This window comes from Pseudomonadota bacterium, assembly GCA_018823285.1.
GTDB lineage: Bacteria > Desulfobacterota > Desulfobulbia > Desulfobulbales > JAGXFP01 > JAHJIQ01.
Map to the genome: position 1 here is coordinate 1 of JAHJIQ010000045.1, position 21,894 is coordinate 21,894.

Annotated in this window: 24 protein-coding genes and 1 tRNA gene; 17 read left to right on the forward strand and 8 right to left on the reverse strand. The window is 58.9% G+C overall.

Features of this window, described 5'->3' with window-relative positions; genetic code table 11:
- The 4 genes from KKG35_10470 to KKG35_10485 all read left to right on the forward strand — a co-directional run.
- A partial coding sequence (locus KKG35_10470; protein MBU1738552.1) for a hypothetical protein occupies positions 1 to 249 on the forward strand: 249 nt, incomplete at its 5' end.
- Positions 250 to 257: 8 nt separating this feature from the next.
- Positions 258 to 596 (forward strand): TraR/DksA C4-type zinc finger protein, encoded by a 339-nt coding sequence (locus tag KKG35_10475; protein MBU1738553.1) that lies wholly within the window; start codon positions 258 to 260, stop codon positions 594 to 596.
- A 6-nt stretch (positions 597 to 602) separates the two neighbouring features.
- Entirely contained in the window at positions 603 to 779 is a 177-nt protein-coding gene (locus KKG35_10480) for a hypothetical protein (protein MBU1738554.1), read from the forward strand.
- Complete coding sequence (locus KKG35_10485) at positions 766 to 1,278, forward strand: hypothetical protein (GenBank protein ID MBU1738555.1); 513 nt, start codon at positions 766 to 768, stop codon at positions 1,276 to 1,278. The genes KKG35_10480 and KKG35_10485 overlap by 14 nt, the downstream gene beginning before the upstream one ends.
- A gap of 13 nt (positions 1,279 to 1,291) precedes the next feature.
- Here KKG35_10485 and KKG35_10490 read toward each other — a convergent pair whose 3' ends face one another.
- On the reverse strand, positions 1,292 to 1,717 hold the full coding sequence (locus KKG35_10490; GenBank protein MBU1738556.1) for a hypothetical protein: 426 nt from the start codon (positions 1,715 to 1,717) through the stop codon (positions 1,292 to 1,294).
- Between the two features lie 158 nt (positions 1,718 to 1,875).
- Positions 1,876 to 3,177 (reverse strand): D-glycero-beta-D-manno-heptose 1-phosphate adenylyltransferase, encoded by a 1,302-nt coding sequence (rfaE2, locus tag KKG35_10495; protein ID MBU1738557.1) that lies wholly within the window; start codon positions 3,175 to 3,177, stop codon positions 1,876 to 1,878.
- A 182-nt stretch (positions 3,178 to 3,359) separates the two neighbouring features.
- On the opposite strand from rfaE2, the gene KKG35_10500 reads away from it, so the two are divergent.
- Together KKG35_10500 and KKG35_10505 are read left to right on the forward strand one after the other, a co-directional pair.
- Positions 3,360 to 5,273: a DUF4445 domain-containing protein gene (locus KKG35_10500; GenBank protein ID MBU1738558.1), complete on the forward strand. Its 1,914-nt coding sequence runs from the start codon at positions 3,360 to 3,362 to the stop codon at positions 5,271 to 5,273.
- A gap of 120 nt (positions 5,274 to 5,393) precedes the next feature.
- A complete protein-coding gene (locus KKG35_10505; GenBank protein MBU1738559.1) occupies positions 5,394 to 6,452 on the forward strand; it encodes a mechanosensitive ion channel family protein in 1,059 nt (352 codons plus the stop codon).
- A 339-nt stretch (positions 6,453 to 6,791) separates the two neighbouring features.
- Here the strand turns inward: KKG35_10505 and KKG35_10510 are convergent, their stop codons facing one another.
- The gene (locus tag KKG35_10510; protein MBU1738560.1) at positions 6,792 to 7,046 is read right to left on the reverse strand and encodes a type II toxin-antitoxin system RelE/ParE family toxin; all 255 of its coding nucleotides are present in this window, start codon (positions 7,044 to 7,046) and stop codon (positions 6,792 to 6,794) included.
- A complete protein-coding gene (locus KKG35_10515; protein MBU1738561.1) occupies positions 7,024 to 7,245 on the reverse strand; it encodes a ribbon-helix-helix domain-containing protein in 222 nt (73 codons plus the stop codon). Before KKG35_10515 ends, KKG35_10510 begins: the two co-directional genes overlap by 23 nt.
- 292 nt (positions 7,246 to 7,537) lie before the next feature.
- Between KKG35_10515 and KKG35_10520 the strand changes: the two genes are divergently transcribed.
- The 11 genes from KKG35_10520 to KKG35_10570 all read left to right on the forward strand — a co-directional run bounded on the left by KKG35_10520 (position 7,538) and on the right by KKG35_10570 (position 18,027).
- Entirely contained in the window at positions 7,538 to 8,437 is a 900-nt protein-coding gene (locus KKG35_10520) for a dihydropteroate synthase (protein MBU1738562.1), read from the forward strand.
- A gap of 210 nt (positions 8,438 to 8,647) precedes the next feature.
- Positions 8,648 to 9,226 carry a type I restriction enzyme HsdR N-terminal domain-containing protein gene (locus KKG35_10525; protein ID MBU1738563.1) on the forward strand — a complete coding sequence of 193 codons (579 nt, stop codon included), beginning with the start codon at positions 8,648 to 8,650 and terminating at the stop codon, positions 9,224 to 9,226.
- Between the two features lie 201 nt (positions 9,227 to 9,427).
- Entirely contained in the window at positions 9,428 to 11,104 is a 1,677-nt protein-coding gene (locus KKG35_10530; protein MBU1738564.1) for a hypothetical protein, read from the forward strand.
- Between the two features lie 159 nt (positions 11,105 to 11,263).
- Positions 11,264 to 12,559, forward strand: a complete 1,296-nt coding sequence (locus KKG35_10535) for a 2-hydroxyacyl-CoA dehydratase family protein (protein MBU1738565.1) — start codon at positions 11,264 to 11,266, stop codon at positions 12,557 to 12,559.
- A 1-nt stretch (position 12,560) separates the two neighbouring features.
- Positions 12,561 to 13,304 carry a 3-hydroxyacyl-ACP dehydratase gene (locus KKG35_10540; GenBank protein ID MBU1738566.1) on the forward strand — a complete coding sequence of 248 codons (744 nt, stop codon included), beginning with the start codon at positions 12,561 to 12,563 and terminating at the stop codon, positions 13,302 to 13,304.
- A 13-nt stretch (positions 13,305 to 13,317) separates the two neighbouring features.
- Entirely contained in the window at positions 13,318 to 13,587 is a 270-nt protein-coding gene (locus tag KKG35_10545) for a hypothetical protein (protein ID MBU1738567.1), read from the forward strand.
- A gap of 106 nt (positions 13,588 to 13,693) precedes the next feature.
- On the forward strand, positions 13,694 to 14,053 hold the full coding sequence (locus tag KKG35_10550) for a rhodanese-like domain-containing protein (protein ID MBU1738568.1): 360 nt from the start codon (positions 13,694 to 13,696) through the stop codon (positions 14,051 to 14,053).
- Positions 14,054 to 14,060: 7 nt separating this feature from the next.
- A tRNA-Sec gene (locus tag KKG35_10555) sits at positions 14,061 to 14,152 on the forward strand.
- Between the two features lie 20 nt (positions 14,153 to 14,172).
- Positions 14,173 to 16,110: a selenocysteine-specific translation elongation factor gene (selB, locus tag KKG35_10560; GenBank protein MBU1738569.1), complete on the forward strand. Its 1,938-nt coding sequence runs from the start codon at positions 14,173 to 14,175 to the stop codon at positions 16,108 to 16,110.
- Positions 16,111 to 16,122: 12 nt separating this feature from the next.
- Positions 16,123 to 16,941, forward strand: a complete 819-nt coding sequence (locus tag KKG35_10565) for an aquaporin family protein (protein ID MBU1738570.1) — start codon at positions 16,123 to 16,125, stop codon at positions 16,939 to 16,941.
- 24 nt (positions 16,942 to 16,965) lie between these two features.
- The gene (locus tag KKG35_10570; GenBank protein ID MBU1738571.1) at positions 16,966 to 18,027 is read left to right on the forward strand and encodes a methyltransferase domain-containing protein; all 1,062 of its coding nucleotides are present in this window, start codon (positions 16,966 to 16,968) and stop codon (positions 18,025 to 18,027) included.
- A gap of 23 nt (positions 18,028 to 18,050) precedes the next feature.
- On the opposite strand, the gene KKG35_10575 is transcribed toward KKG35_10570, so the two are convergent.
- The 4 genes from KKG35_10575 to KKG35_10590 all read right to left on the reverse strand — a co-directional run bounded on the left by KKG35_10575 (position 18,051) and on the right by KKG35_10590 (position 21,840).
- The gene (locus tag KKG35_10575; GenBank protein MBU1738572.1) at positions 18,051 to 18,665 is read right to left on the reverse strand and encodes a peroxiredoxin family protein; all 615 of its coding nucleotides are present in this window, start codon (positions 18,663 to 18,665) and stop codon (positions 18,051 to 18,053) included.
- The gene (locus tag KKG35_10580) at positions 18,652 to 19,656 is read right to left on the reverse strand and encodes a hypothetical protein (GenBank protein ID MBU1738573.1); all 1,005 of its coding nucleotides are present in this window, start codon (positions 19,654 to 19,656) and stop codon (positions 18,652 to 18,654) included. Before KKG35_10580 ends, KKG35_10575 begins: the two co-directional genes overlap by 14 nt.
- A complete protein-coding gene (locus KKG35_10585; GenBank protein ID MBU1738574.1) occupies positions 19,653 to 21,209 on the reverse strand; it encodes a hypothetical protein in 1,557 nt (518 codons plus the stop codon). The genes KKG35_10580 and KKG35_10585 overlap by 4 nt, the downstream gene beginning before the upstream one ends.
- 103 nt (positions 21,210 to 21,312) lie before the next feature.
- On the reverse strand, positions 21,313 to 21,840 hold the full coding sequence (locus KKG35_10590; protein ID MBU1738575.1) for a nitrous oxide reductase accessory protein NosL: 528 nt from the start codon (positions 21,838 to 21,840) through the stop codon (positions 21,313 to 21,315).
- Between the last annotated feature and the right edge of the window lie 54 nt (positions 21,841 to 21,894).

Genomic DNA, 21,894 nt, shown 5'->3' on the forward strand with positions numbered 1-21,894 from the left:
CGGCGCAGTGAGCGGGAGCAAAAAGAGCGCGAGGCGCGGGAGCAGCAGCGCCGTGAAGATGACGCCCGCCAACGCAACCGCCAGGAGCAGGAAAAGCGCGAGCAGGAAAAGGCCAAAAAACGTCGCCAGAGTGAACCGGAAGAGGCGACCCCGGAGCCGGAAGGTGACGAGCAGGACAGTCGTGACGAGCGTCGGGACGAACGCCGCCGGCGCGATAAATCCGAGCCGCCCCGGGCCATCTGGAAATAAGCGGCACCATGAACCAGGCGGACAGGCGGGCCCTGCAGGAACTGTTGGCGGCGGAAAAGGTTCGGGTTCAGGAGAATATCATCTCCCTGCGGGCGTCTTCCGGCCCGGTGGCCCCGGATGATGCCATCGGCCGCCTCTCCCGGCTGGATGCCTTGAGCGCCCGCAACCTGAATGGCGCCAAGCTCCAGGATGCCAGAAGCCGCCTGGTGCAACTGGAGCGGGCTCTGGCGGCCAGCGATGGCCCGGAGTTCGGTTTCTGTCGTGAGTGCGGTGAGCCCATTCCCCTGGCCCGTCTGAGACTGTTGCCGGAAACCTGCCTGTGCGTCATTTGTGCCGCGGAGAGCTGAGGGTCGATGGGCGGGGATAGCGGTTCGGCGGCGCCAGACCCTCCTCCGGGGGAATCAACGGCCAGCCTGCGTCAGCGCCGGCTCTGGCTGCATTTCACCCTGCAAACCCCCCAGCCCTGGTCGCTTACGGTCGCTGCAGACAAACAAGACCGGGGCGGCGAGCGGAGCAATGAACGAAGTTGAAACCGACAATCCCTCGCTGGCCGACGAGTTGTTGATTGTCCGGCATTCCGGCGAGATTCCGGAAGTCGCCCTGCACGGTTCCCTTTATTATCTGACCCGGGCCGCCGATGGTCCTGGTCTCGAATTGAGGGCCCGGGAGATCCGAGCCTTGCAGGCCATGGTGGTGGAGCGCTACCGGGAAATCATCCGCCGTGATCTGGACCCGGGGAATCGTGACCTGGGGCTCTATCGGGGGGTGATGCGGGCTTCGGTCAACTGGCGCCGCCTGACCTGTTTTTGCCGGAAAGAGGGCTGGGTGCTGGAGGCTTATCGCCGGGAAGTCGCCCAGGCTCTGCTGGTTTTTTTGGCCAACGAGATCGCCGAAACCAGGACTGGCGCCCGTTCTTCGGCGATCAATTGCGGCAGCGGCGAACTGCGGGATTTTGCCCGGGAACTGGGTCTGGCGCCGGCGGATTTGCCGGCTGGCTGGCTGGGGCTCTGTCCGGCACCGGAGAGATAGCGCCCGGCGCTTCCTATTTTCTTTGCTTGGCCAGCAGGTAATTCTGGTGAAAATTGGGGTTGTCGGGCCAGAGGGTGATGGCCTTGTTGAAGAAGAAGATGGCCGACTCGTAATCCTTTTTCCGCAGGTGCATGACGCCGGCCTCGTTGTATCTCTCGGCCTCCAGCTGCCTGAGCCTGAGTTCCTCCTCCGCGGCCGTGACCGGGGTGCTGCTCACCGGCTGCCCGTCCAGGTAGAGCACGTGAAATTTGCGCCCGGCCTGGTCGGTGTACTCCCCCTCCCCTTCGGGGCTGCCCTTGACGAAGGTGCCGGAAAAAGAGGAGCCGTCGTTCCAGCGGTAGATTCCCCGGCCATCGCGGCAATCGCCTTTCAGGCAGCTCCCGGCCCAGGCCGGGCTGGCGAGCAGCAGCAAACTTAGAGAGGCGATAATTCTGGTCATGATCAGTTCCTTTCCGCTCCGACTTCCATCCCGAAAAAACCGGACCGCCTCACTCGGTCTGCGATGACGGTCAACGCTCCAATTATAGCATATTTACCGGCGCTAAAGGAAATGGAAGTTGCCACGGCTCTTCCGGGAGGGCTGGCGGGGATGGTGCCTCAGCCCTCTCCCTGGCCGGCGATCCTGGCGATCAGGCCGGTGGTGGAGAAATTTTCCACCAGGGGGATGCTGTAGACCTCTCCTCCCGCCGCCAGGACCTCCGGCGCCCCGACGATTTTGGCCACCGGCCAGTCGCCGCCCTTGACCAGCACCTCGGGCAGCAGGGCGCCGATCAGTTCCTGCGGGGTGTCCTCCTCGAAAAGCACCACGAAGTCGACGCAACCCAGGGCGGCCAGGACCCGGGCCCGGGAGTCTTCATCGTTTAAGGGGCGGCTCGGCCCCTTGAGGCGTCGCACCGAGGCGTCGCTGTTCAGCCCCACCACCAGGCAGTCGCCCAGGCGGCGCGCCGCTTCCAGATAGGTGACGTGGCCCCGGTGCAGGATGTCGAAGCAGCCGTTGGTGTAGACCAGCCGGCGGCCCAGCCGGCGGTAAACGGCGCGGCTGGCCAGCAGTTCGTCCAGGGTGACGATCTTGTCCCGATCCGGGTAGCGGTATGGTGAATGGGCGACGACGGTGAAGAGCCGGCGGCTTTTGGCGACCAGGGCCGGGTCGAGGGCGACCAGTTTCGCCTCCTCGCCAGCGCCAGCTTCCGCCAGCACCGTGCCATCCGGGGCGACGATCAACGAGTGCCCGCCGAACTCGGTGTCTCCGGTTTCGCCACAGCGGTTGCAGCCGATCACGAACATCTGGTTTTCGATGGCCCGGGCCTTGAGCAGCACCCGCCAGTGCTCCCTGCGGGCGGCGGGCCACTGGCCGCTGACCACCATGAGCTGGGCGCCCTGGGCGGCCTGGCTGCGGCTCAGGTCGGGAAAGCGCAGGTCGAAGCAGACCTGGCCGGCCACCAGTCCCAGGGAAGTGGCCACCGGCTGGGGGTTGTCGCCGGCGGTAAAATGGCGATCCTCGTCCATGGGGGCGAAGAGCTGCTGTTTTCTGATCTGGCCCAGGACTCCCGTCGGGCCGACGATGAAGAGGGTGTTGAAGATCCGCCGGTAGCCCTCAGGGTCGTCGCCGTGTTCCGGCAATGAGCCGGCCAGGAGGATATTGTAGCGGTCCGCCTCCGCCTGCAGGGCGCCCAAGAGCTCCGGGGTCCGGCTGCAGTGCTGCGCCATGTTCGGGTAGTCGAAGCCGGCTCCCCACAACTCGGGCAGGACGAGCAGGCCCGGCCCGGCCGGGTTTAAGGCGGCCAGCCCCCGGCGCAGGGCGCTCAGGTTGGCCTCGAGGTCGCCCAGTTGCACGTCGAACTGGAGAAAGCCACCCCGGCAGGGGCTGAGTTCTCCGGTGTAGATCGCTTCGATGGTCATCTTGCCCTCTTCGGGTTCGGGTTGTGCGGCGGACACCCCAGCATACCCTGAATTTTCCCGGCCATCAAATCAAAGCAACCAGCGCTGCCCCGCGCCTTGCCCCCTTTCCTTCTTTTCGATATCCTGCATTTATGTTAAATAAACCGGTTCATGTCCCTGTCATCCATGGAGCGCAACGATAAATGAGCCACGAAATCCATTTTTTGCCCGATAACGTCAAGGTCCAGGTCGAGGATGGTGAAAACCTCCTGGCCGCGGCGGCCAACGCCGGGGTTTACATCCACGCCTACTGCGGCGGCGACGGGGTCTGCGGCAAGTGCAAGGTGAAAATCGACCAGGGCGAGGCTTCGATTATCGGGCCGCCCGCCGACAAGAAGGGTTTTCACCTGGCCTGTCAGGCCAGAATCGGCGGCGACATCACCGTCACCATCCCCGAGGTGGTCAGCAAGGACGGCCGGGCCTTAAAGCGCAAACCCAAGACCACCCACGCCATTTCGGCCCGCTCCATGGCCGACCTGGTCGGCGAGTGGCAGCTCGACCCGCCGGTGGAAAAACGCTTCCTGAAACTGGATCCGCCTTCCATTGATGACAACGTTCCCGACCTGCAGCGCCTCCTGCGGGCCATTCGCAAGGGCTGCTATGACTGCGTCGAGCCGACCTACGATCATCCCCAGTTGCTGCAGGAACTGCCCTTCAGCCTGCGCGAAAAGAACTGGGAGGTGACGGTCATCCTCCTGAAAGGCAAAAGGGCCGAGGAGCCGGACCGGATCATCGCCGTGGAGCCCGGCAACACCACCCACCGGCTTTACGGCCTGGCCGTCGATATCGGCACCACCACGGTCTGCGGCCTGCTGATCGATTTGAACTCCGGCCAGGTGCTGGCCGACTCCACCTCTTACAACGAGCAGATCCGCTTCGGCGAGGATGTCATCTCGCGGATCATCTACTCGCAGCGGCCCGGCGGCCTTAAGGACCTGCAGGACCAGGTGGTGCGGACCATCAACAAGGTGATCGAGGCGGTCTGCCAGAAGGTGATCATCAGCCCCAGCGACATCAGCTACATCATGGCCGCCGGCAATACCGTGATGAGTCAGATGCTGCTGGGCATCAATCCCAAGTACCTGCGCGAGGCCCCCTATGTGCCGACCTGCAGCCAGATGCCCCTGACCCGGGCCGCCAGTATCGGGGTTTACGCCCACCCTTCGGTGCGCCTCTTTCTCTACCCCTCCATCGCCAGCTACGTCGGCGGCGACATCGTTGCCGGGGTCCACGCCGCCCAGATGCACAAGAGCGAGGAGTTGACCCTGTTCATCGACATCGGCACCAACGGCGAGATCGTGGTCGGCAACCGGGACTGGATGGCCTGCGCCGCCTGTTCGGCCGGGCCGGCCTTCGAGGGCGGCGGCATCAAGCACGGCATGCGGGCCAACACCGGGGCCATCGAGAACTTTCATATCCACCCGGCCACCCTGGACCCGATGCTGGTCACCATCGATCTCTCCAAGCCCTGCGGTATCTGCGGCTCCGGCTTGATCAGCATCGTCTCCGAATTGCTGGAGGCCAAGGTCATCGACCAGCAGGGCAAGTTCAACCGGGCCCTCTCCCATCCCCGCATCCGCGAGGGCCACGACGGCTACGAGTACGTCCTGGCCTGGGGCGGTGATTCGCTGACCGGCGAGGACCTTGTCATCACCGAGGTCGACCTCGACAACCTGATCCGGGCCAAGGGCGCCATGTACGCCGGTTATTTGACCCTGCTGGAATCGGTGGGCATGACCTTTACCGATCTCGACCGGGTGATCCTGGCCGGCAACTTCGGGGCCTACATCGATCTCGAGCGGGCCATCACTATCGGGCTTTTGCCCGATATCGAGCGGGAACGCTTCTACTACCTGGGCAACGCCTCGCTGACCGGCTGCCAGATCAGCCTCTGCGACAACAAGCGGTTCCGGGAGCGGACCGAGGTCAGCAAGCTGATGACCAACATGGAGCTGGCCGAGAACCCCCAGTTCATGAACCACTACATGGCGGCGCTCTTCCTGCCCCATACCGACATGGGGCTGTTTCCCACAGTGCAGGCCAAGCTGGCCGAGTGAGGGCCGCCCGGGTGGAGTTGTTGCAGGAATAAAAAGAAAATCCCGGCCAGCAGTAAGCTGGGCAAACCGTTGAACCCGGCCCCCCGGGGCCGGTAAAATCCAGGCGCCAGAAGGACAAAGATGAACATACTGGACAAGACCTACTATTCGAACACGATTCAGGAATGGCTCCTGGCCCTGGGCATCATCGTCGTGGCGATGGTGGCGGGCAAGGCGCTCTACTGGTTCTTCACCACCGTCGCCCGGCGGCTGACAGCCAAGACCGAGTCGAAGCTCGACGACATCATCATCGACATGGTGGAAGAACCGGTGGTGGCCGCCTTCATCCTCTTTGGCATCTGGTTCGGGCTGCGGACCCTGAGCCTGCCCGAAGCGGCCAAGACTGTCACCGGAGGCGTACTCCAGTTCCTGGTCATTCTGATGGTGGGCTGGATGGTGGTGCGTCTCCTCGACGCTTTTTTCCGGGAATTTCTGGCTCCCTTGTCGAAGAAGACCGAGAGCGATTTGGACGACCAGCTCCTGCCCATCGCCCGGAAAGGCTCCAAGCTGATCATCTGGTCCGTGACCGTGATCGTAGGGTTGAACAACGCCGGCTACGACGTGGGGGCGCTCATCGCCGGGCTCGGCATCGGCGGCCTGGCCCTGGCCATGGCCGCCAAGGATACCGTCTCCAATGTCTTCGGGGGCTTCACGATCTTCACCGACCGGCCCTTCAACTTGCACGACCGGGTCAAGGTTGCCGGCTACGACGGGGTGATCAAGGAGATCGGGGTCCGCAGCACCCGCCTGCAGACCCTGGAAGGCCGCACGGTGACTATTCCCAACGCCAAGTTTGCCGATTCGGCCGTGGAAAACATCAGCTGGGAGCCATCCCGCAAGGTCGTCGCCAGCCTGGGGCTCACCTACGACACCACCCCGGAGAAGATGGAAGAGGCGATGCGGATCTTGCGCGAGATCGTCGCCAAGACCCCGGGGCTCGAAGAACAGATGGTGGTTTCATTCAGCGAATTCGGGGCTTCTTCGCTGAATATCACCTTCATCTATTACATCAAGAAGGGCGAAGACATCCCCGCGGTCCAGACCACGATCAACCTGGCCGTTATGCGGGCCTTCCGGGACAGCGGCCTGGATTTCGCCTTTCCGACCCAGACCGTCTACACGATCAGCTCTGCCGCCTGAAACCCGGACTCCATATTGCATAGCTTCGGGCTCGGCATCGGCCCCGATGCCGATGGATGGCTGGATCACGCCGTGCGGATTTGGGAAAAGCCTCTGTCTTAAGGACATAAAAACAATGTCCGGGGGATCGCGTCTTTGCTTGATTCTTGCTCTGATGTTCTTGGCCCCTGAGCCATTCTGGAGGCAAAAGCGGACTCTCTTCCTTTGATGCCTATCGTCTTTGAGCCGCGCATTTGCGGTTAAAAAGTTGCCTCAAGGATCAAAAAACAGCCATTTTTCAGACTGCAAAGCAATGATGTCAGGCAGTTGGCTTGGGGGCAAGAAAAAGTGGGACCACGGTCAACGATAGACGGATTTGCGGTGCGCCACGCGCACGATGAGGATGAGAAGTTGTTGTTCGATCAGTTCATAGACTACCCGATGGTCGCCAACCCGGATGCGGCGCAGGCCGGAGAGATCACCTTTCAGGGATTTGCCTGCCAGCGGGTTGTCGGGCAGCGCCTCGATGGCTTCAATGAGGCGCAGACGTTGAGGCTTGTCGATTCGCCGCAGCTCTTTGAAGGCACTTTCCTTAATCTGCAGCGAGTAATTCACGTTTAGCCTGCTCCCAATCCAGGCTGCAGTCGGCAGGGTCACGCAGCCGATCGATGGCGGTATTCAGATCGTCAAAGTCTTCCAGATACGTTTCGATGGCCTTGCGGACGATGTCGGCCCGGGAGCGATGCAAAACCCGCGCGGCACGATCTATCTCTTTGACCATCTCTTCCGAGAGTCGGGCGGTAATTTGGCTCATGGAGTCACCTTGTAGTCAATTAATGTCGTTGACATTAACTTAATTCGCCTGGCTTACTTATGCAAGCTGTAACGTGCCGGTTACGTTTGACCTCCTCCACGAGGGATCTTCCCAGACCGAATTGACCGGTAAATTCTCGGGTGACCCGGCAAAATCACCCTCCCGCCACATCCCGGTTGACAACCAGCTGTATTACCGCTAGTTTTAGCGCTTATTTTCAGCGCTCCCGGCACCACCCGCTAAACCGATTCCCAGGAATCTGAAATATCAATTGATTGCAAAGGAGAGAAAAATGTCTTCGAATCTCGTACTCGGCATCGCCGAAAGCATCAACATCATGGGTACCCGCAGCGGTACCGCCATGAAGGCCCGCGAAAAAGGCCCGATCCAGGAGATGGCCAAGGAAGAGACCGCCGCCGGCGCCGCCTGGCTCGACCTCAACGTCGGCCCGGCCCGCAAGGACGGCACCGAGCTGCTGCCCTGGGTGGTGCAGACCATCGAGGAGGTCACCCCCCTGCCGCTCTGCCTCGACACCACCAACACCGCCGCCATGGCCGCCGGTTTCGCGGCGATCAAGAACAAGACCGGGGCGATCATGAACTCGATCTCGGCCCAGCCCGAACGCATGGAGAAGCTGATCCCGGTGGCCGCCGAGGCCGGCTGCAACGCCATCACCCTGCTCTGGGGCCCGGAAGGCATGCCGCGCGACTCCAACGAGCGCTGCGCCATGGCCGTCGACCTGATGATGGCTTTGAACGAGGCCGGCATCCCCAACGAGAAGATGATCTTCGATCCCATCGCCACCCCGATCACCCTGGGCGCCGACCAGATCGCCTCCGGCCTGGAGTTTTTGAGCATGCTGCAGGAGATCGCCCCCGGGGCCCGCTCCACCGTCGGCCTCTCCAACGTCAGTAACGGCGTGGCCCACGAACTGCGGGGTTATCTGGACCGCACCTATCTGATCATGCTGATGAAGTACAACCTGACCACCGCCATCGTCAACTCCTACGACCCCGAGTTGATGGCCCTCTGCCGCGGCGAGCGCCAGACCATCGTCAGCATGGTCCACGAGATGATGGACGGCAACGACCCCGATCCCGCCACCCTCGACCAGAAGGCCCTGGAGCATTACAAGACCTACAAGGTATTGTCCGGCCAGAATGTCTTCTCCGAGTCGTGGCTGAGCCTTTAAAAGACAGTTATAAGTTTAAAGTTTAAAGTTACAAGTTGTGGAAGGTACTGTTTGAAGCTCCAGACTTCGAATCCACTGCCGGCCATCTGATCAGTAACAACCGAAACTTATAACTTATAACTTTTCACTTATAACTCGTTGTTTTATGGGTTATCCTGGGGGCTGGCAACGGCCCCTTTTTTATTGTGACCAACTCGCAGTTGAGCACCCATGGCCGACATCCCTTCCCACCACATGATCTACGGGACGCTGACCGATTTCGTCACCGGCGAGGCCCTGGTCGACACCGACGACGAGCGCTACCGGCAGAAGCTGGCCCGCCTGCTGGTCGAGGAGAAGGGCTTTGCCAAAGACGAGCTGGAACCGCGGCGCAAGATCGAGACCCTGTTCGCCGGCTGCTTCGTGGTTTCGACCATCGAACTGGTGGTGCGGTTGGCCGGGCGGCCCCTGCTGCTCCTGCGCTACGGGCCCGGTTCCCTGGTCACCCGGGAGCGGCCCACGGTGGCGGCGGCCCGGGTCCTGGAGGAAGCCACCGTCATCCCGCTGGCGGTGATCAGCAACGGCGAGGACGCCGAGCTGCTGGACACGGTGAGCGGCAAGGTGCTCGCCCCCGGCCTGGCCGCCATACCCGACCGGGCCCAGTTGGTCGCCCTGGCCGAAAGCCAGCCGCTGCTGCCGGGCCTGCCCGCCGCGCGGCGGGAAAAGGAATTAAGAATTCTGAACGCCTTCGATGTCGAGGGCTGCTGCGTCGGCGGGCCCTGCGCCCTGCCCGGCGCCAGCGAAGGTTAATATCCCGCCTCGCTTTTCTTCCAAACGGACAGGTATATCCTATCCAGCCTCTAGCTTTTCCCTATCGGTTCCCTGGCCGACATCGGACCTTTGTATTTGTTCTTTGGTCTTTTCCTTGCTATTAGATCCTTTCCCGGCCAATTTCAGTTTTTACTAAACTAGCTGGCGATTGATCGTCGCGCTTCGCACTTGGAGAATATCATGCAGAAGAACATTTTGGGCCTGATCCTGACGATGCTTCTTGTCTTTGCCTCCCCGGCCTTCGCCAACAAGGTTTCCGGGGTGATTACCATGGATTTCGATCTGTCGGCCCAGCCGGCCGGGCAGGAGGTCAAGCTCTGGCTACCCTATCCGGTGACCGATGGTGATCAGGACATCACCGGGGTCAAGCTGGAGGGCGACTACACCGAGGCGGCGGTCTACACCGACAGGGTTTTCGGCACCCCGGTGCTCTATGCCCGCTGGGACAAGACGGCCACCGACCGGCAGCTGTCCCTGTCCTTCACGGCCGCCCGCCACGAGGTAGCCCGCCGGAATTTCCCGGCGCAGGAAGCGGCCTGGGACCCGGCCGATTACGCCCTCTATCTGGCGCCCACCTCGCTGGCCCCCTTCACCGAACAGATCACCAAGCTGGCGGCCGAGATCACCAAGGGCCAGACAGGGGTGCTGGCCAAGGCCCGGGCGGTCTATGACTGGACGGTGGACAACACCTACCGCAAGCCCGAGACCCGGGGCTGCGGCAAGGGTGATGTCTGCCTGCTCCTCCAGGATCCGGGCGGCAAGTGCGCCGACATCAGCTCGGTTTATATCGCCCTGGCCCGGGCCGCCGGGGTGCCGGCCCGCGAGGTCTTCGGCATCCGGATGGGCAAGGACATGAGCCAGGATATCTCCACCTGGCAGCATTGCTGGGCCGAGTTCTACCTGCCCGGTTACGGCTGGGTCCCGGTCGATCCGGCCGATGTCCGCAAGAAGATGCTGGTCGAGAAACTGGAACTGAACGAGGCCAGGACCAGGGAGTACCGCGAGTACTTCTGGGGCGGGGTCGATGCCTACCGGCTCCGCTTGAGCGAGGGCCGCGACCTGACCTTGAATCCGCCGCAGGCCGGGGAACCGCTCAACTACCTGATGTACCCCTTCGCCCAGGTGGGCGACGCTACCCTGGACTGGCTCGACCCGGCCACCTTCAAGTACACCCTGCTCTACCATCAGATGAGGGACGGCCATGGTCTGGTCGATACCGAGGGGCTCAAGAAGATGCTCGACGGCAAGGCCACGCTGACCGTAATCGATGCCCGCAACCCCGAGGAGTATCAGGAAGTCCACATCAAAGGGGCGATCAGCATCCCGGTCAAGCAATGGGATAAATTTGCCGGCCAGTTGCCGGCGGAGAAGTCGGCCCGCCTGGTCTTCTACTGCAATGGCAGCAAATGCGGCAAGTCCAAGAAGGCGGCGGCCAGGGCCATCGCCGCCGGCTATGACAATGTCTTCATCTATGCCGAGGGCATGCCGGTCTGGGAGGAGAAGGGGCTGCCGATCTACGCCGGGCCCGATTACGAAAAAAGGATTGAGACCACCAAGATCGCCCCGGCCGAGCTGCAGAGTCTGATCAACAGCGGCGCCACCAACCTCACCGTGGTCGATGTCCGCGACCCGGAGGAGTTCCAGGCCGGCCATATCCCCGACGCCATCAACATCCCGGTGGCCGGCTTTGCGGCCGGATCCGAGGTGCTGGACAAGGAGAAACAGATCGTCGTCTACTGCAACTCCGGGGGCCGCAGCTACAACGCCTACCGGAAGTTGCAGAAGCTCGGCTACGAGAAGATCAACCAGGCCATCTTCGCCGACTGGCGGGAAGCCGGTCTGCCGGTGGAGAAATAGGCTTGAGGTGCGAGGTAAGAAGAAGATTTTAACGCCAAGGCGCCAAGGCGCTGAGGTTTTGTTGGTGTGCCGATTTCGTTTGCCCGCAACAAACCCACCTTTGCGCCTCTGCGTCCTGGCGTTAGAGAAAAAGATCGTTACTACATTAAGGAAACCATCATGAACAACGCAACTTTTGAGGTAAAAGCCTACCCCGAGATGTGGGCCGGGCTTGACATGGACGTACCCCGCTTTGACAAGGCGCGGCAGATGCTGGGCGAGGTCTATGGCAAACTGTTTCTGGCCCAGAAGAACCGGCCGCAAAAGATGGGCTATTTCGATCAAATGATCTCGGAAATCTTCGGCGGCCGGATCCAGGAGATGCTGGAAGTAAAAAAGAGCGGCAAGCCGGTGGTCGGCACCTTCTGCGTCTATATCCCCGAGGAGATCGTGGTGGCGGCCGGCGGGGTTTGCGTCGGCCTCTGCGGCGGCTCGCCCGGCTCGATCCCGGACGCCGAAAAAATTCTGCCCCGCAATATCTGCCCCATGGTCAAATCGGCCTATGGCTTCAAGGCGGGTCGTATCTGCCCCTATTTCCAGAGCGTTGATTTTGTTTACGGCGAGACCACCTGCGACGCCAAGAAAAAGACCTGGGAGATCCTCGACCGGCTGGTGCCCACCTACGTCATGGAGATCCCCCAGATGAAAAAGGCGCGGGACCGCGCGCTCTGGCTGGAAGAGGTGAAGGATTTTAAAGCCAAGGTCGAAGAGGTCTGCAAGAAGGCCATTTCCGCCGAGGATCTGGCCGGGGCGATCCGGGTGATCAACGACAAGCGCCGCGCCCTGCAGCGGTTAACCAAACTCCGTGCCGCCAATCCGGCGCCGATCAGCGGCAAGGACGCCCTGCTCATTGAACAGATCGCCTTCTATGACGAGCCGGTGCGCTTTGCCGAAAAGGTCAACGAACTCTGCGACGAGCTTGAAGGAAGGGTCGCGGAAGGTTCAGGGGCTTTCCCGGCCGAGGCCCCCCGGGTGATGGTCTCCGGCACCCCCATGGCCCTGCCCAACTGGAAGGTCCACAACCTGCTGGAATCGGCCGGGGCGGTGGTGGTGGGCGAGGAGTCCTGCATCGGCACCCGCTATTTCAAGGACCTGATCGCCGAAGGCGAGATCGCCATGGACCGCCAGCTTGAGGTGTTGACCGATCGCTACATGCAGATCGACTGCTCCTGCTTCACCCCCAACGACGAACGGGTCCATCAGGTGCTGAAGGAATATCGCGCTTCCAAGGCCCAGGGCGTGCTGCATTACTCCTTGCAGTTCTGTCACACCTACAACATCGAGGAGATCAAGATCCGCGAGATGTGCGAGAAGGAAGGGATTCCCTATCTCTCCATCGAGACGGACTATTCCCCCGAGGATGTCGGCCAGTTGCAGACGAGAATAGAAGCCTTTCTGGAGCAGATTCGGGGCTGAGATGCAGATCGGTATTGATTTAGGTTCGCGGACGATCAAGGTTGCCGTCATCCGTGACGGCAACCTGCTCGACCAGCAGCTGGCCGAGAGCGGCTTCGATCCCTATGGCCAGGCCCTGGAGATGGTCGGCAAATATGGGGCGGGGCGGATCGTGGCCACCGGCTACGGCCGCCATCTGGCCGCCGAGCATTTCGCCCATGAGGTGATCACCGAGATCAAGGCCCACGCCCTCGGCGCCCGCCATTTTTTCCCGGATTGCCGGACCATTGTCGATATCGGCGGCCAGGACTCCAAGGTCATTGCCCTGGACCGGCAGGGCCGGGTCAGTAATTTTCAGATGAACGACAAGTGCGCCGCCGGCACCGGCCGCTTCCTGGAGATTATGGCCGCCACCCTTGGCTTCCGGCTCGATGAATTCGGGTCGGAAGCCCTGAGGTCTGAAACCGAGGTCGGGATCAACTCCATGTGTACGGTCTTTGCCGAGTCGGAGGTGATTTCCATGAAGAACCGTGGTTTTTCGCCAAAGGATATTGCCATGGGCGTGCATCTGTCGGTGGTTAATCGGATGGTTGGCATGCTCAATCGAATGGGACACGGTGAGACCATCGTCTTTTCCGGTGGCGTGGCCCGCAACCCCTGCGTTGTCAAGTTACTCCGGGAACGTCTCCCCGAGGCGCGGGTGGTCTCACCCGAGTCCCCGGACCTGGTTGGCGCCATCGGGGCCGCCTTGCACGCCGGCTATTAGCAGGAGGTCAGAGATGCCAACCTGGAAGAAGAAAGACGAGGACGGGCAGGTTCATTTCCAATTTCTCTGCGGCCCTTGTAATGCAAAGAAAAAGATTCTTCTGGAGAGGGACCACTGGATCCTGAGCCGGGATGGTGAACCGGCCTCCTGCAATGATTGTGTGCTGCAGTGTGCCTTGACGGCCCGGCAACTCTGGGGCGCTGAGGATCGGTTGCGCTATGCAGTTTGTGACAGATGTCCGACCCTTGAAAAATGTGAATTGAAAGGAAGATATTATTGCTGACCAACGTTGAAATAATTGTGAAGCAAAAAAACAAAGGAGAAATATCATCATGAAAAAATTTGTTCTGATCATCTGTACCGCATTTCTGGCCTTTGCACAGCAGGGCATGGCCGCTGATTACCAGTATGTGTCAGCCGAAGAGCTGAAAGGCTGGCTCGAAGCGGAAAGGACAGTGCTCCTGGTGGATATCCAGGAAAAGCAGGATTTCGCTGCCCACCATATCAAGGGGTCGCTGGAGACCAATGCCTATCCGGTCAAGTCGGATGCCGAGCGACAGACCATTGACCCTGCGGTCAACCGGGCCAAGGACTATGAAGCCGTTGTTGTCGTCTGCCCGCGCGGCAAGGGGGGCGCGAAACGGACCTATGACTATCTCAAGGAGCAAGGGGTGCCGGAGGCAAAGCTCACCATTCTGACCGGCGGCATGGAGCAATGGCCATATAAGGAATGGGTTGCCGGCAAATAATTCGATAGGGACAATGGTGCTGGTGCGCCCGGCGGTCTTCAAAACCGTGCGCCTGGTCTGCAAAACCAGGAGGAGGTTCGATTCCCCTTGTCCCTTCCACACTTGATATGAGTATTGAGATGAAACACGTCACCATCGGGGTTGCCGGACATGTTGATCACGGCAAGACCTCCTTTGTCAAACAGATAACCGGTATTGACACGGACCGGCATCCCGAGGAAAAACGGCGCGGGCTGTCGTTGGAGGCGGGTATTGCCTGCTGGCCGCGGCCGGATGGAACGGTTGCTTCATTTGTGGATGTGCCCGGGCACCAGGATTTCCTGAAGAATACGGTGCGCGGGTTGCAGGGTGTCGACCTTGCCGTTCTCCTGGTGGCGGCCGATGACGGCGTCATGCCGCAGACCAGAGAGCATCTGGACATTCTCTCTTTTTTCAAGGTCAACGACGGGATGGTGGTTCTGTCAAAAACGGATTGCGTTGATGCCGAGACCGTGGAACTGGCCGAACTGGAGATCATGGAACTGACGGCGGGCACCTTTCTGGAAGGAAAACCGGTTATCCGTTTTTCGGCCATTAACGGCAGCGGCAGGGAAGAGATCATAACCTTGCTTGACCTGGCCATGACACAATCTTCCGGGAAACCACCGGCTATGCCCTTCCGGCTCTGGATCGACCAGATCCGAAGTTTTTCAGGGATCGGCACGGTGGTAAGCGGCACGGTGCTGTCCGGTGAGATCCGGGTCAACGATGATCTTTCGATTCAGCCGAATGGGATCACCACCCGGGTTCGTTCCCTGGAAGAGCATGGCCGGAAAATCGACGAGGCGACGGCCGGACAGCGAATCGGCATCAATCTTCACCGCGTCGGGGTGGACGACATCTGTCGGGGCATGTGTCTTGCTGCGCCGGGACAATACCCCCCCGTATCCCACTTTAACGCGACCATGCAAATCCCACCGCATGCAGGTACAGGCATCAAGGAGAGGCAGAAGGTCAAACTCTATCTTGGCGTCTCGGTCCTTACCGCCACCGTTAAATTTATCGACTCCCCTCCTGACGGAACAGCCGGGAACAGCCTTGTGCAGATGCAACTTAAAAAGCCTGCCGTGGTGGCGGCAGGGGATCATTTCGTGGTCACGCCCTTGAACAGGAACGCCGTCATTGCCGGCGGCAGCGTCCTTGAGCACAGCGGCGAAAAAGTACGTGAAGCAAACAAAGCAATAATTTCCGGTAGGCTCAAGGCGCTGCAGGCCGATGACCTAGCCGCCTATGTTGCACAATTCTGCCGATTGCACCCCGGCATCCCCATTGATGTGAACTCTCTGGCTATCAGGACAATCTGGTCGCCGGCAAGAATAGAAGGGTATGTTGCCTCGGGCCTTAAGGCTAAAACCCTGGTTGATTTATCCGCCGGTAAAATAGTTCGGGCGCCCGATCTTGAAACTTTTACCAGCCGTTTTGTCGATATACTCAAGGCGGCATTTGCAGCCAAGCCTGACCGGCAGCCCATGCAGGTTCCGGAGCTCATCCATCAATGCCGACCGGCCTGTGACGAGAAACTCGCCGTGCGGATCGTTGATGATCTCTGCCGCAAAGGACTGTGGGACAGAATGAAAGGGGGTATTACACCTGCCGATTTCAGGCAGCGGCTTCCTGAAGATTTAACCGGGGTGGGCGCCCTGCTGCAACGGTACGCCGAAGACCAGGGCCTCCGGCCTTTCAGCGCCGGATATTTCGTCAAGACGGCGGAAATACCGCTCACCTTGCGACAGACCCAGCGAACCCTCGATTTTTTCTGTAAAACAGGCGAAATGATCCGCTTGAACAACGAGCGTTATCTCACCTCCTCTGCCATGGCAGGAATCAAGAAAAAAGTCGGCGCCTGGATCGTCGACAGGGGGGAACTCTGCCTGCGGGACTGTAAGGAGGCGCTTGACTTTAACCGGAGCCTCGGTCTGCCGGTGCTGGAATATCTCGATCAGATCGGTTTTACTATACAGCATGGAGAAGGACGAATTGTGGCCAATAGCGATTTGAACCAAACGCCTGGACTTTGAGAAGGAGAAGAAATGCGGAATTCACCTGAGTTTTTCGGGGAGTTGATCGGCACCTTTATTTTGGTGTTTTTCGGTTGCGGCTCGGTAGCGGTAACCGTGCTTTTTTCTGCCCACAACGGTCTTTTTCAGGTTGCCGCCGTCTGGGGCCTGGGGGTGACGCTCGCCATCTACGCCACCCGCCATCTTTCTTGCGCCCATCTCAATCCGGCGGTCAGTGTTGCCATGGTGTTGGGGCACCGGATGACAGTGCGCAGACTGCCGGTTTATCTGTCGGCGCAGTTCGTCGGCGCTTTTCTGGCGGCGACCGTGCTCTACACCCTGTTTTCCGGATCAATTGCCGCCTATGAAACCATGCACGGGATCGTGCGGGGAAGTCAGGAGTCCATACAAACTGCAATGATGTTCGGCGAATATTATCCGAATCCCGGGGCCGGCGCCAACGCGGTTGTTTCGTACTGGAATGCCTTTGGCGCCGAGGCTGTTGGCACCTTCATTCTGGTGATGATGATTTTTGCGCTGACCGAGGGCTGCAATGTCGGACGGCCCGATGATGCCTTGGCGCCATTGTTCATCGGCATGACAGTGGCAGCCATTATCTGCGTGATCGCCCCTCTTACCCAGGCAGGCCTCAATCCGGCCCGGGACTTAGGGCCCCGAATCTTCGCCTGGCTGGCGGGATGGAAAGGTGCGGCTTTTCCTGATGACCGGTATGGCTTTCTGGTTATTTATGTCGCGGCGCCCATTTTAGGCGGGGCTGCAGCCTCACTGTTATTCGTCCGATTTCTCGAACCGATGATGAACAAAAAGAACAGTTGCAATTGTTGTGAATAATTAACTTTTTTTTACAGGAAAACAATGACCACGAATACTCTCGATAAAGACAAACTACGCGATTATTACGGCAAAATAATCCAGGGCAGCAAAGATCTCCAGACCAGTGTCTGCTGCTGCACCGACGAAAATCTGACGCCTTCAGTTCGAAGGGCGCTCACTGAAATCAATGATGAAATCCTGACCAGGTTTTATGGCTGCGGTTCGCCGTTGCCTCCCGCTCTTGCGGGCTGTACCATGCTTGATCTTGGCTGCGGCTCCGGCCGGGACGCCTTTCTTGCCGCGAAGCTTGTCGGTCCATCAGGGTATGTCATAGGTGTCGACATGACCGAGGAGCAGCTGGAAGTTGCCCGCCGCAATATCGATACCCAGATGATCAGGTTTGGCTTTGCCAAACCGAATATTGATTTCAGAAATGGCTATATCGAAGACCTCAAAGCCCTGGATATCGCCGACAATTCCGTTGATGTCGTAATTTCCAACTGTGTCATCAACCTCTCGCCTGATAAACGGAGTGTCTTTTCCGAGATTTTCCGGGTCCTGAAACCGGGCGGGGAACTCCTCTTTGCCGATGTATTTGCCGGACGAAGGGTGCCGGAACAATTCTATCTCGACCCCGTGTTGCACGGTGAATGCCTGGCCGGAGCGATGTATCGGGAGGATTTCCGCCGGTTGCTGCGTGACCTGGGCTGTCTCGACTTCCGCAAGACCGCGAGCTGCATGATCGATTTGGGCAATCCCGAGATCGAGGCGAAAATCGGCATGGTGGATTTCTACTCGGAAACCATTCGGGCCTTTAAGCTGGACAGTCTGGAAGACATCTGCGAGGACTACGGCCAGACCGCGACCTACCACGGCACCGTTGCCGATTTTCCCCATTTCTTCGACCTGGACGACCACCACCGGTTTATTACCGGCAAGCCGATGCTTGTTTGTGGAAACACTGCTTCAATGCTGGCGGAAACCCGTTATGCTCCACACTTCACCGTCATCGGTGATCGAAGCTCACATTTTGGCCCCTTTATCTGTGGATCCGGTTCCGAGAAAGCGGCAGATGATGATGGTTGCGGTGGCGCCTGTTGTTGAGCGGTGTCGCTGCCTTTTGCTGATCAGGGCGCAGCAGCGGTTAGTTCTCTCAGGAGTTGCAGCAGGTTTTCACCGGTCCGGAAATCCTCGTTCATGCGCACCTTGCCACTTGGATCGATTACCACGGTGGTGGCCATGGTGGCATTAAAGATTCCGGTGACGACCTGGCCGGGATCAGCCGCTGCCAGCCAGTTTCCCCCGGCAAATCCCGCGTCCTGCTGGGCCTGAGTGGTGCTGGCCGTGGAGCCGGAAAGGTAATCAATTGCCAGGTAAACGACTCTGTTTCCGGTGAATTCGGGCATGATCTGGAACTGGATATGGTCCATATGAGCCGAACAGACCGGACACCACATGGTGAAATAAATCACCACGGCATCGGCCTCGTTTGCTCCTCCCTGCAGATAATCCGAGAGGGTGAAGGTGTTGTAATCGGTGGTGATCAGGGCAAAATCCGGAGAGGTGTTTCCGGGAAGTCCACCTGTTTCATCAGTTGCGACCGGACGTTCGTCGTCACCGGAAGGGAAGAGATCATCGGTGGCTCCACCGCAACCGGCGATAAAAATGAGAAACAGGAGTATGACTCCAAACCGGCACCATTGATTCCGGATAATCCGCCGGGGATTGTTAATAGAAAACATGCTTGACTCCCAGAGAGAAAATATCCGTGGCCGGGCAGTTATTGCCCCAATCATCGCTTGGTCGGCTCGTTGTGTATCCAAGGGTCAAGGCCCAGTCGTCGGCAAAGGAAAGAAGGCTTGTGGAGAGACCGACACTCCGTTTACGCAGCCCGCTGGTTTCATCCGTGATCCCATTGATGGTTGCTTTATCTTCATGGCGGTCGCTGTAGGTGATGGTCGTGATCAACGTCATCCCGGTAGTGGCCTCCCAGGGTAGATCCCAGGTGTATCCCACTGCCACCGAACCGTTTCTCGTATTGCCGAGCTGCTTTTTGTAGGGTTCTACATATCGACCGTACTCCCTGTTTACCTTGCGTTCAAAATGGTGTCCCGTTCCCCCGTTGAGGGTAAAGGTCCAGGGGAAAATACTTTTATCTATCATGATATTCAAGTCAGCCCGGTAAAACCCTCTCCCGGTGATATCGAAGCTGTTGTCCACATCATCATATGGAGAAACCCCGGTCGGAATCAATAAACCTGTACCGATGTATATCGATGGGGTCAGGTCTTTGAGCCTTGATATTTTAGTGACGCAACTGGGAGACTTGAAAGTTTCGTAGGTGACTGCAACGCTCGCATCTCCCATGCCTTCAGTGGTTGAATCGACAGCCGAATATCTGTTGCGGTTCCATACATAAGGCAGATTCAGTGACCCCTGCCAATCGGCACCGAGCCGTTGGGCCAGGGCAAGGGATACCCGATACTGGGAGAGGTCTGAGTCCGGAGGATCCGGACGCCAGTCGCTCTTCAGATCGTAGTAGCCGTCATACTTTTCCCAGGCGGTATCCATGGAAACAGCGGAGATGGCGGTCTTGGGGAGAATCAGCGAGCCGCCTCCTCCCCCGCCGCAACAGGATCCGGCCCGGCTCCCGGTCGGCATTGCCAGAACGATGCCGACCAGGGCAAGGGTGGTGATCTGTTTGATTGATGTGGAAAGAAACTGCATGATCATGGTGTTACCGTGAAAGTGGCCGGATTTCCGGCCACAGTGCCATCAGTGGTTTTCTCAACACCATTCACTGTCAGCCGGACCAGAATGTCGTTGCTCTGTCCATCAACCAGTCCTGTCAAAGCCGAAATGCTCCAATGACCGGTGGCATCATCAGTCATTGTTCTCCAGTTTAAGCCACCATCGGTTGAAACCTCGACAGCAACAGAGTTTACCGTCCAGATTGTTCCGTTTTCGTCATGCAGATCCAGGCCAAGTGCAAGGGCCGGATGGGTCATCATGTTCTGGTCGCGGGTGGCAATAAATAATCCCAGCGTGTGATTGCCGGTTGTCCCAGACAGGCTGTCCTTGAAAAGGTAATAGCTGCGTACCTGCTGATTGCCCATGATACTGATCTTGTCGTTGGCATCCTTGAGAGTGGCTCTGGTGGTATCGCCCATGGCCATACCCACTGTTGGGTAGAAGGTGGCGGTTTCACCATTAACGGTGATATCGAGTGACCAGTAACCGGCCGACATGCCATTCATCATTGAGGCCATCAGGTAATAAAGAGTTCCCTGGTAAATTCCACTTCCCTGTTCTGTGACTCCGTCCACAGGAGTTCCATGTCTCATGGTTGCCATTTCCATTGTCGCCTTGATGGTTGGCGTTTCCCCGATAACAGGAGTGCCGTTAAGATCGGTGATCAGGAACTTGAACACGGTCTTGCCCTGCATGGCCCCCATCATCATGGGCTGATATTCGATCCGGTATGTAGCGGTTTCGGCGACTTTAGCGAAGGGGAGAGTGCCGAGTTTGTTGGCCGTAAGTCCCATGGCACTGCCCTGGGCGATCAGGCTGGCACCGAACCGGTTACATGTATCTTTGGGGAGGGTCATGACAACAGGCCCGACTCCGTCGAGGGTTGAATCGGCAGCCAGATCCTCAATTATGGCAGAGAGCATTGCAAACTGCTGTCCCGGTGTCAGGCCGAGTTTTTTGGTGAGCCAACTGAAAGCCGCTGCCCGCAGCCCGGCGAGATTTTCGTCGTCGGTACCGGCGCCGTTAACATTGGGTGCAATACCGGAAGCCGGCGTATAGCCGAAAGCGCCGGCAAAGGCTGCTTCTGCCGCTGCTCTGGTGAGACCTGCTTCGATCAGGCCGTGGATGACAGTCGTGCCGGGGGTGAGGATGGCTGAAGCGTTTGCGCTCAGGGTGCCGGCGCTAAACCGACCGCTTAAGGTTGCGGCTGTGGTAGTGTTGCCGGTAGCTTCATCGGTATATGTTCCTCCCGTGCACTGAAAAACAAGCTCCTCAGCGAGTCGGGTGTTGGGGACCATAACGGTGAACGCCCCGGAGTTTGAAGTTACGGGTCCGGCCACCCGGTTACCGGTGGTATCGTGAACGGTGAGCTCGCACCCGTTGACGGGTCCGGCGACTACCGAGCCTGAGATGGAAGTTGAAGTGGATGGTGCTGCTGCGCTATCGGAACTTCCGCCGCCACAACCGGTCAGCATCATCCCGGCCATGGTCATGGACAGTGCGAGCAGGCTTGATCTCCAAAATGAAACATTCATATTTTTCTCCTTTGAAATTATTTGCAGGTTGAATACGCAGAACGAAACTTTCCCGGATAGTGGAACGTGTTTCGATATCTGAGAGTGGGGTTAACTCATCGGTTCAAAGCTCTTCACTTGCCCGGGCCAGGACCTCGGCAAAGTTCATAACTGATCCGCCATACTTGTTGGCAAAATCGGTGGCGGATTTTTCTGTGCGAAAGGCAATCTTGGAGACTGCGGTCATGGTACCGACTGCCGTTGAACCTACCAGGTAAAAGGCCTGATCGGCTTCGAGCATGGTCTCCGGTTCCAGATAAAGGGCAACTTTCACGTTTTTGGCCGATTCCTTGTGCTGCCGGGCGAGATCGGCGACACAGTGGATTGAGCAGGTATGATATTCGCCTGAAGAAAGGGTGAATGAATGGCGGGTCCTGGCCCACATATTGAGTTTCATCCCGCAATTTACACAGCGTAGATGTCTGGTATAGACGTGGGGTTTGACAACGGGGTGATCAATTTCCGGACGGGGCGCTGATCCGGCTCGAAGCAAGATCGGCACTGCCAGAAAAAGGACGATCAGTGTGATGATCGCAACTCTTTTGCCATCATTTGCTTTCCGGGTGGTGTGCTTTGAATTTATATCTGCCATAACTCTCCGTTTGTCTGGAATGATCCTGTACTCCTGTTTCGGTGTTCGAAACAA

Coding starts and splice junctions, on each gene's coding strand:
- KKG35_10480 (MBU1738554.1), top strand. CDS start 603: ATGGGCGGGGATAGCGGTTCGGCGGCGCCAGACCCTCCTCCGGGGGAA.
- KKG35_10570 (MBU1738571.1), top strand. CDS start 16,966: ATGACCACGAATACTCTCGATAAAGACAAACTACGCGATTATTACGGC.
- KKG35_10485 (MBU1738555.1), top strand. CDS start 766: ATGAACGAAGTTGAAACCGACAATCCCTCGCTGGCCGACGAGTTGTTG.
- KKG35_10490 (MBU1738556.1), bottom strand. CDS start 1,717: ATGACCAGAATTATCGCCTCTCTAAGTTTGCTGCTGCTCGCCAGCCCG.
- KKG35_10525 (MBU1738563.1), top strand. CDS start 8,648: ATGGCCGACATCCCTTCCCACCACATGATCTACGGGACGCTGACCGAT.
- rfaE2 (MBU1738557.1), bottom strand. CDS start 3,177: ATGACCATCGAAGCGATCTACACCGGAGAACTCAGCCCCTGCCGGGGT.
- KKG35_10520 (MBU1738562.1), top strand. CDS start 7,538: ATGTCTTCGAATCTCGTACTCGGCATCGCCGAAAGCATCAACATCATG.
- KKG35_10540 (MBU1738566.1), top strand. CDS start 12,561: ATGCAGATCGGTATTGATTTAGGTTCGCGGACGATCAAGGTTGCCGTC.
- KKG35_10545 (MBU1738567.1), top strand. CDS start 13,318: ATGCCAACCTGGAAGAAGAAAGACGAGGACGGGCAGGTTCATTTCCAA.
- KKG35_10500 (MBU1738558.1), top strand. CDS start 3,360: ATGAGCCACGAAATCCATTTTTTGCCCGATAACGTCAAGGTCCAGGTC.
- KKG35_10575 (MBU1738572.1), bottom strand. CDS start 18,665: ATGTTTTCTATTAACAATCCCCGGCGGATTATCCGGAATCAATGGTGC.
- KKG35_10580 (MBU1738573.1), bottom strand. CDS start 19,656: ATGATCATGCAGTTTCTTTCCACATCAATCAAACAGATCACCACCCTT.
- KKG35_10530 (MBU1738564.1), top strand. CDS start 9,428: ATGCAGAAGAACATTTTGGGCCTGATCCTGACGATGCTTCTTGTCTTT.
- selB (MBU1738569.1), top strand. CDS start 14,173: ATGAAACACGTCACCATCGGGGTTGCCGGACATGTTGATCACGGCAAG.
- KKG35_10535 (MBU1738565.1), top strand. CDS start 11,264: ATGAACAACGCAACTTTTGAGGTAAAAGCCTACCCCGAGATGTGGGCC.
- KKG35_10585 (MBU1738574.1), bottom strand. CDS start 21,209: ATGAATGTTTCATTTTGGAGATCAAGCCTGCTCGCACTGTCCATGACC.
- KKG35_10590 (MBU1738575.1), bottom strand. CDS start 21,840: ATGGCAGATATAAATTCAAAGCACACCACCCGGAAAGCAAATGATGGC.
- KKG35_10565 (MBU1738570.1), top strand. CDS start 16,123: ATGCGGAATTCACCTGAGTTTTTCGGGGAGTTGATCGGCACCTTTATT.
- KKG35_10475 (MBU1738553.1), top strand. CDS start 258: ATGAACCAGGCGGACAGGCGGGCCCTGCAGGAACTGTTGGCGGCGGAA.
- KKG35_10505 (MBU1738559.1), top strand. CDS start 5,394: ATGAACATACTGGACAAGACCTACTATTCGAACACGATTCAGGAATGG.
- KKG35_10550 (MBU1738568.1), top strand. CDS start 13,694: ATGGCCGCTGATTACCAGTATGTGTCAGCCGAAGAGCTGAAAGGCTGG.
- KKG35_10515 (MBU1738561.1), bottom strand. CDS start 7,245: ATGAGCCAAATTACCGCCCGACTCTCGGAAGAGATGGTCAAAGAGATA.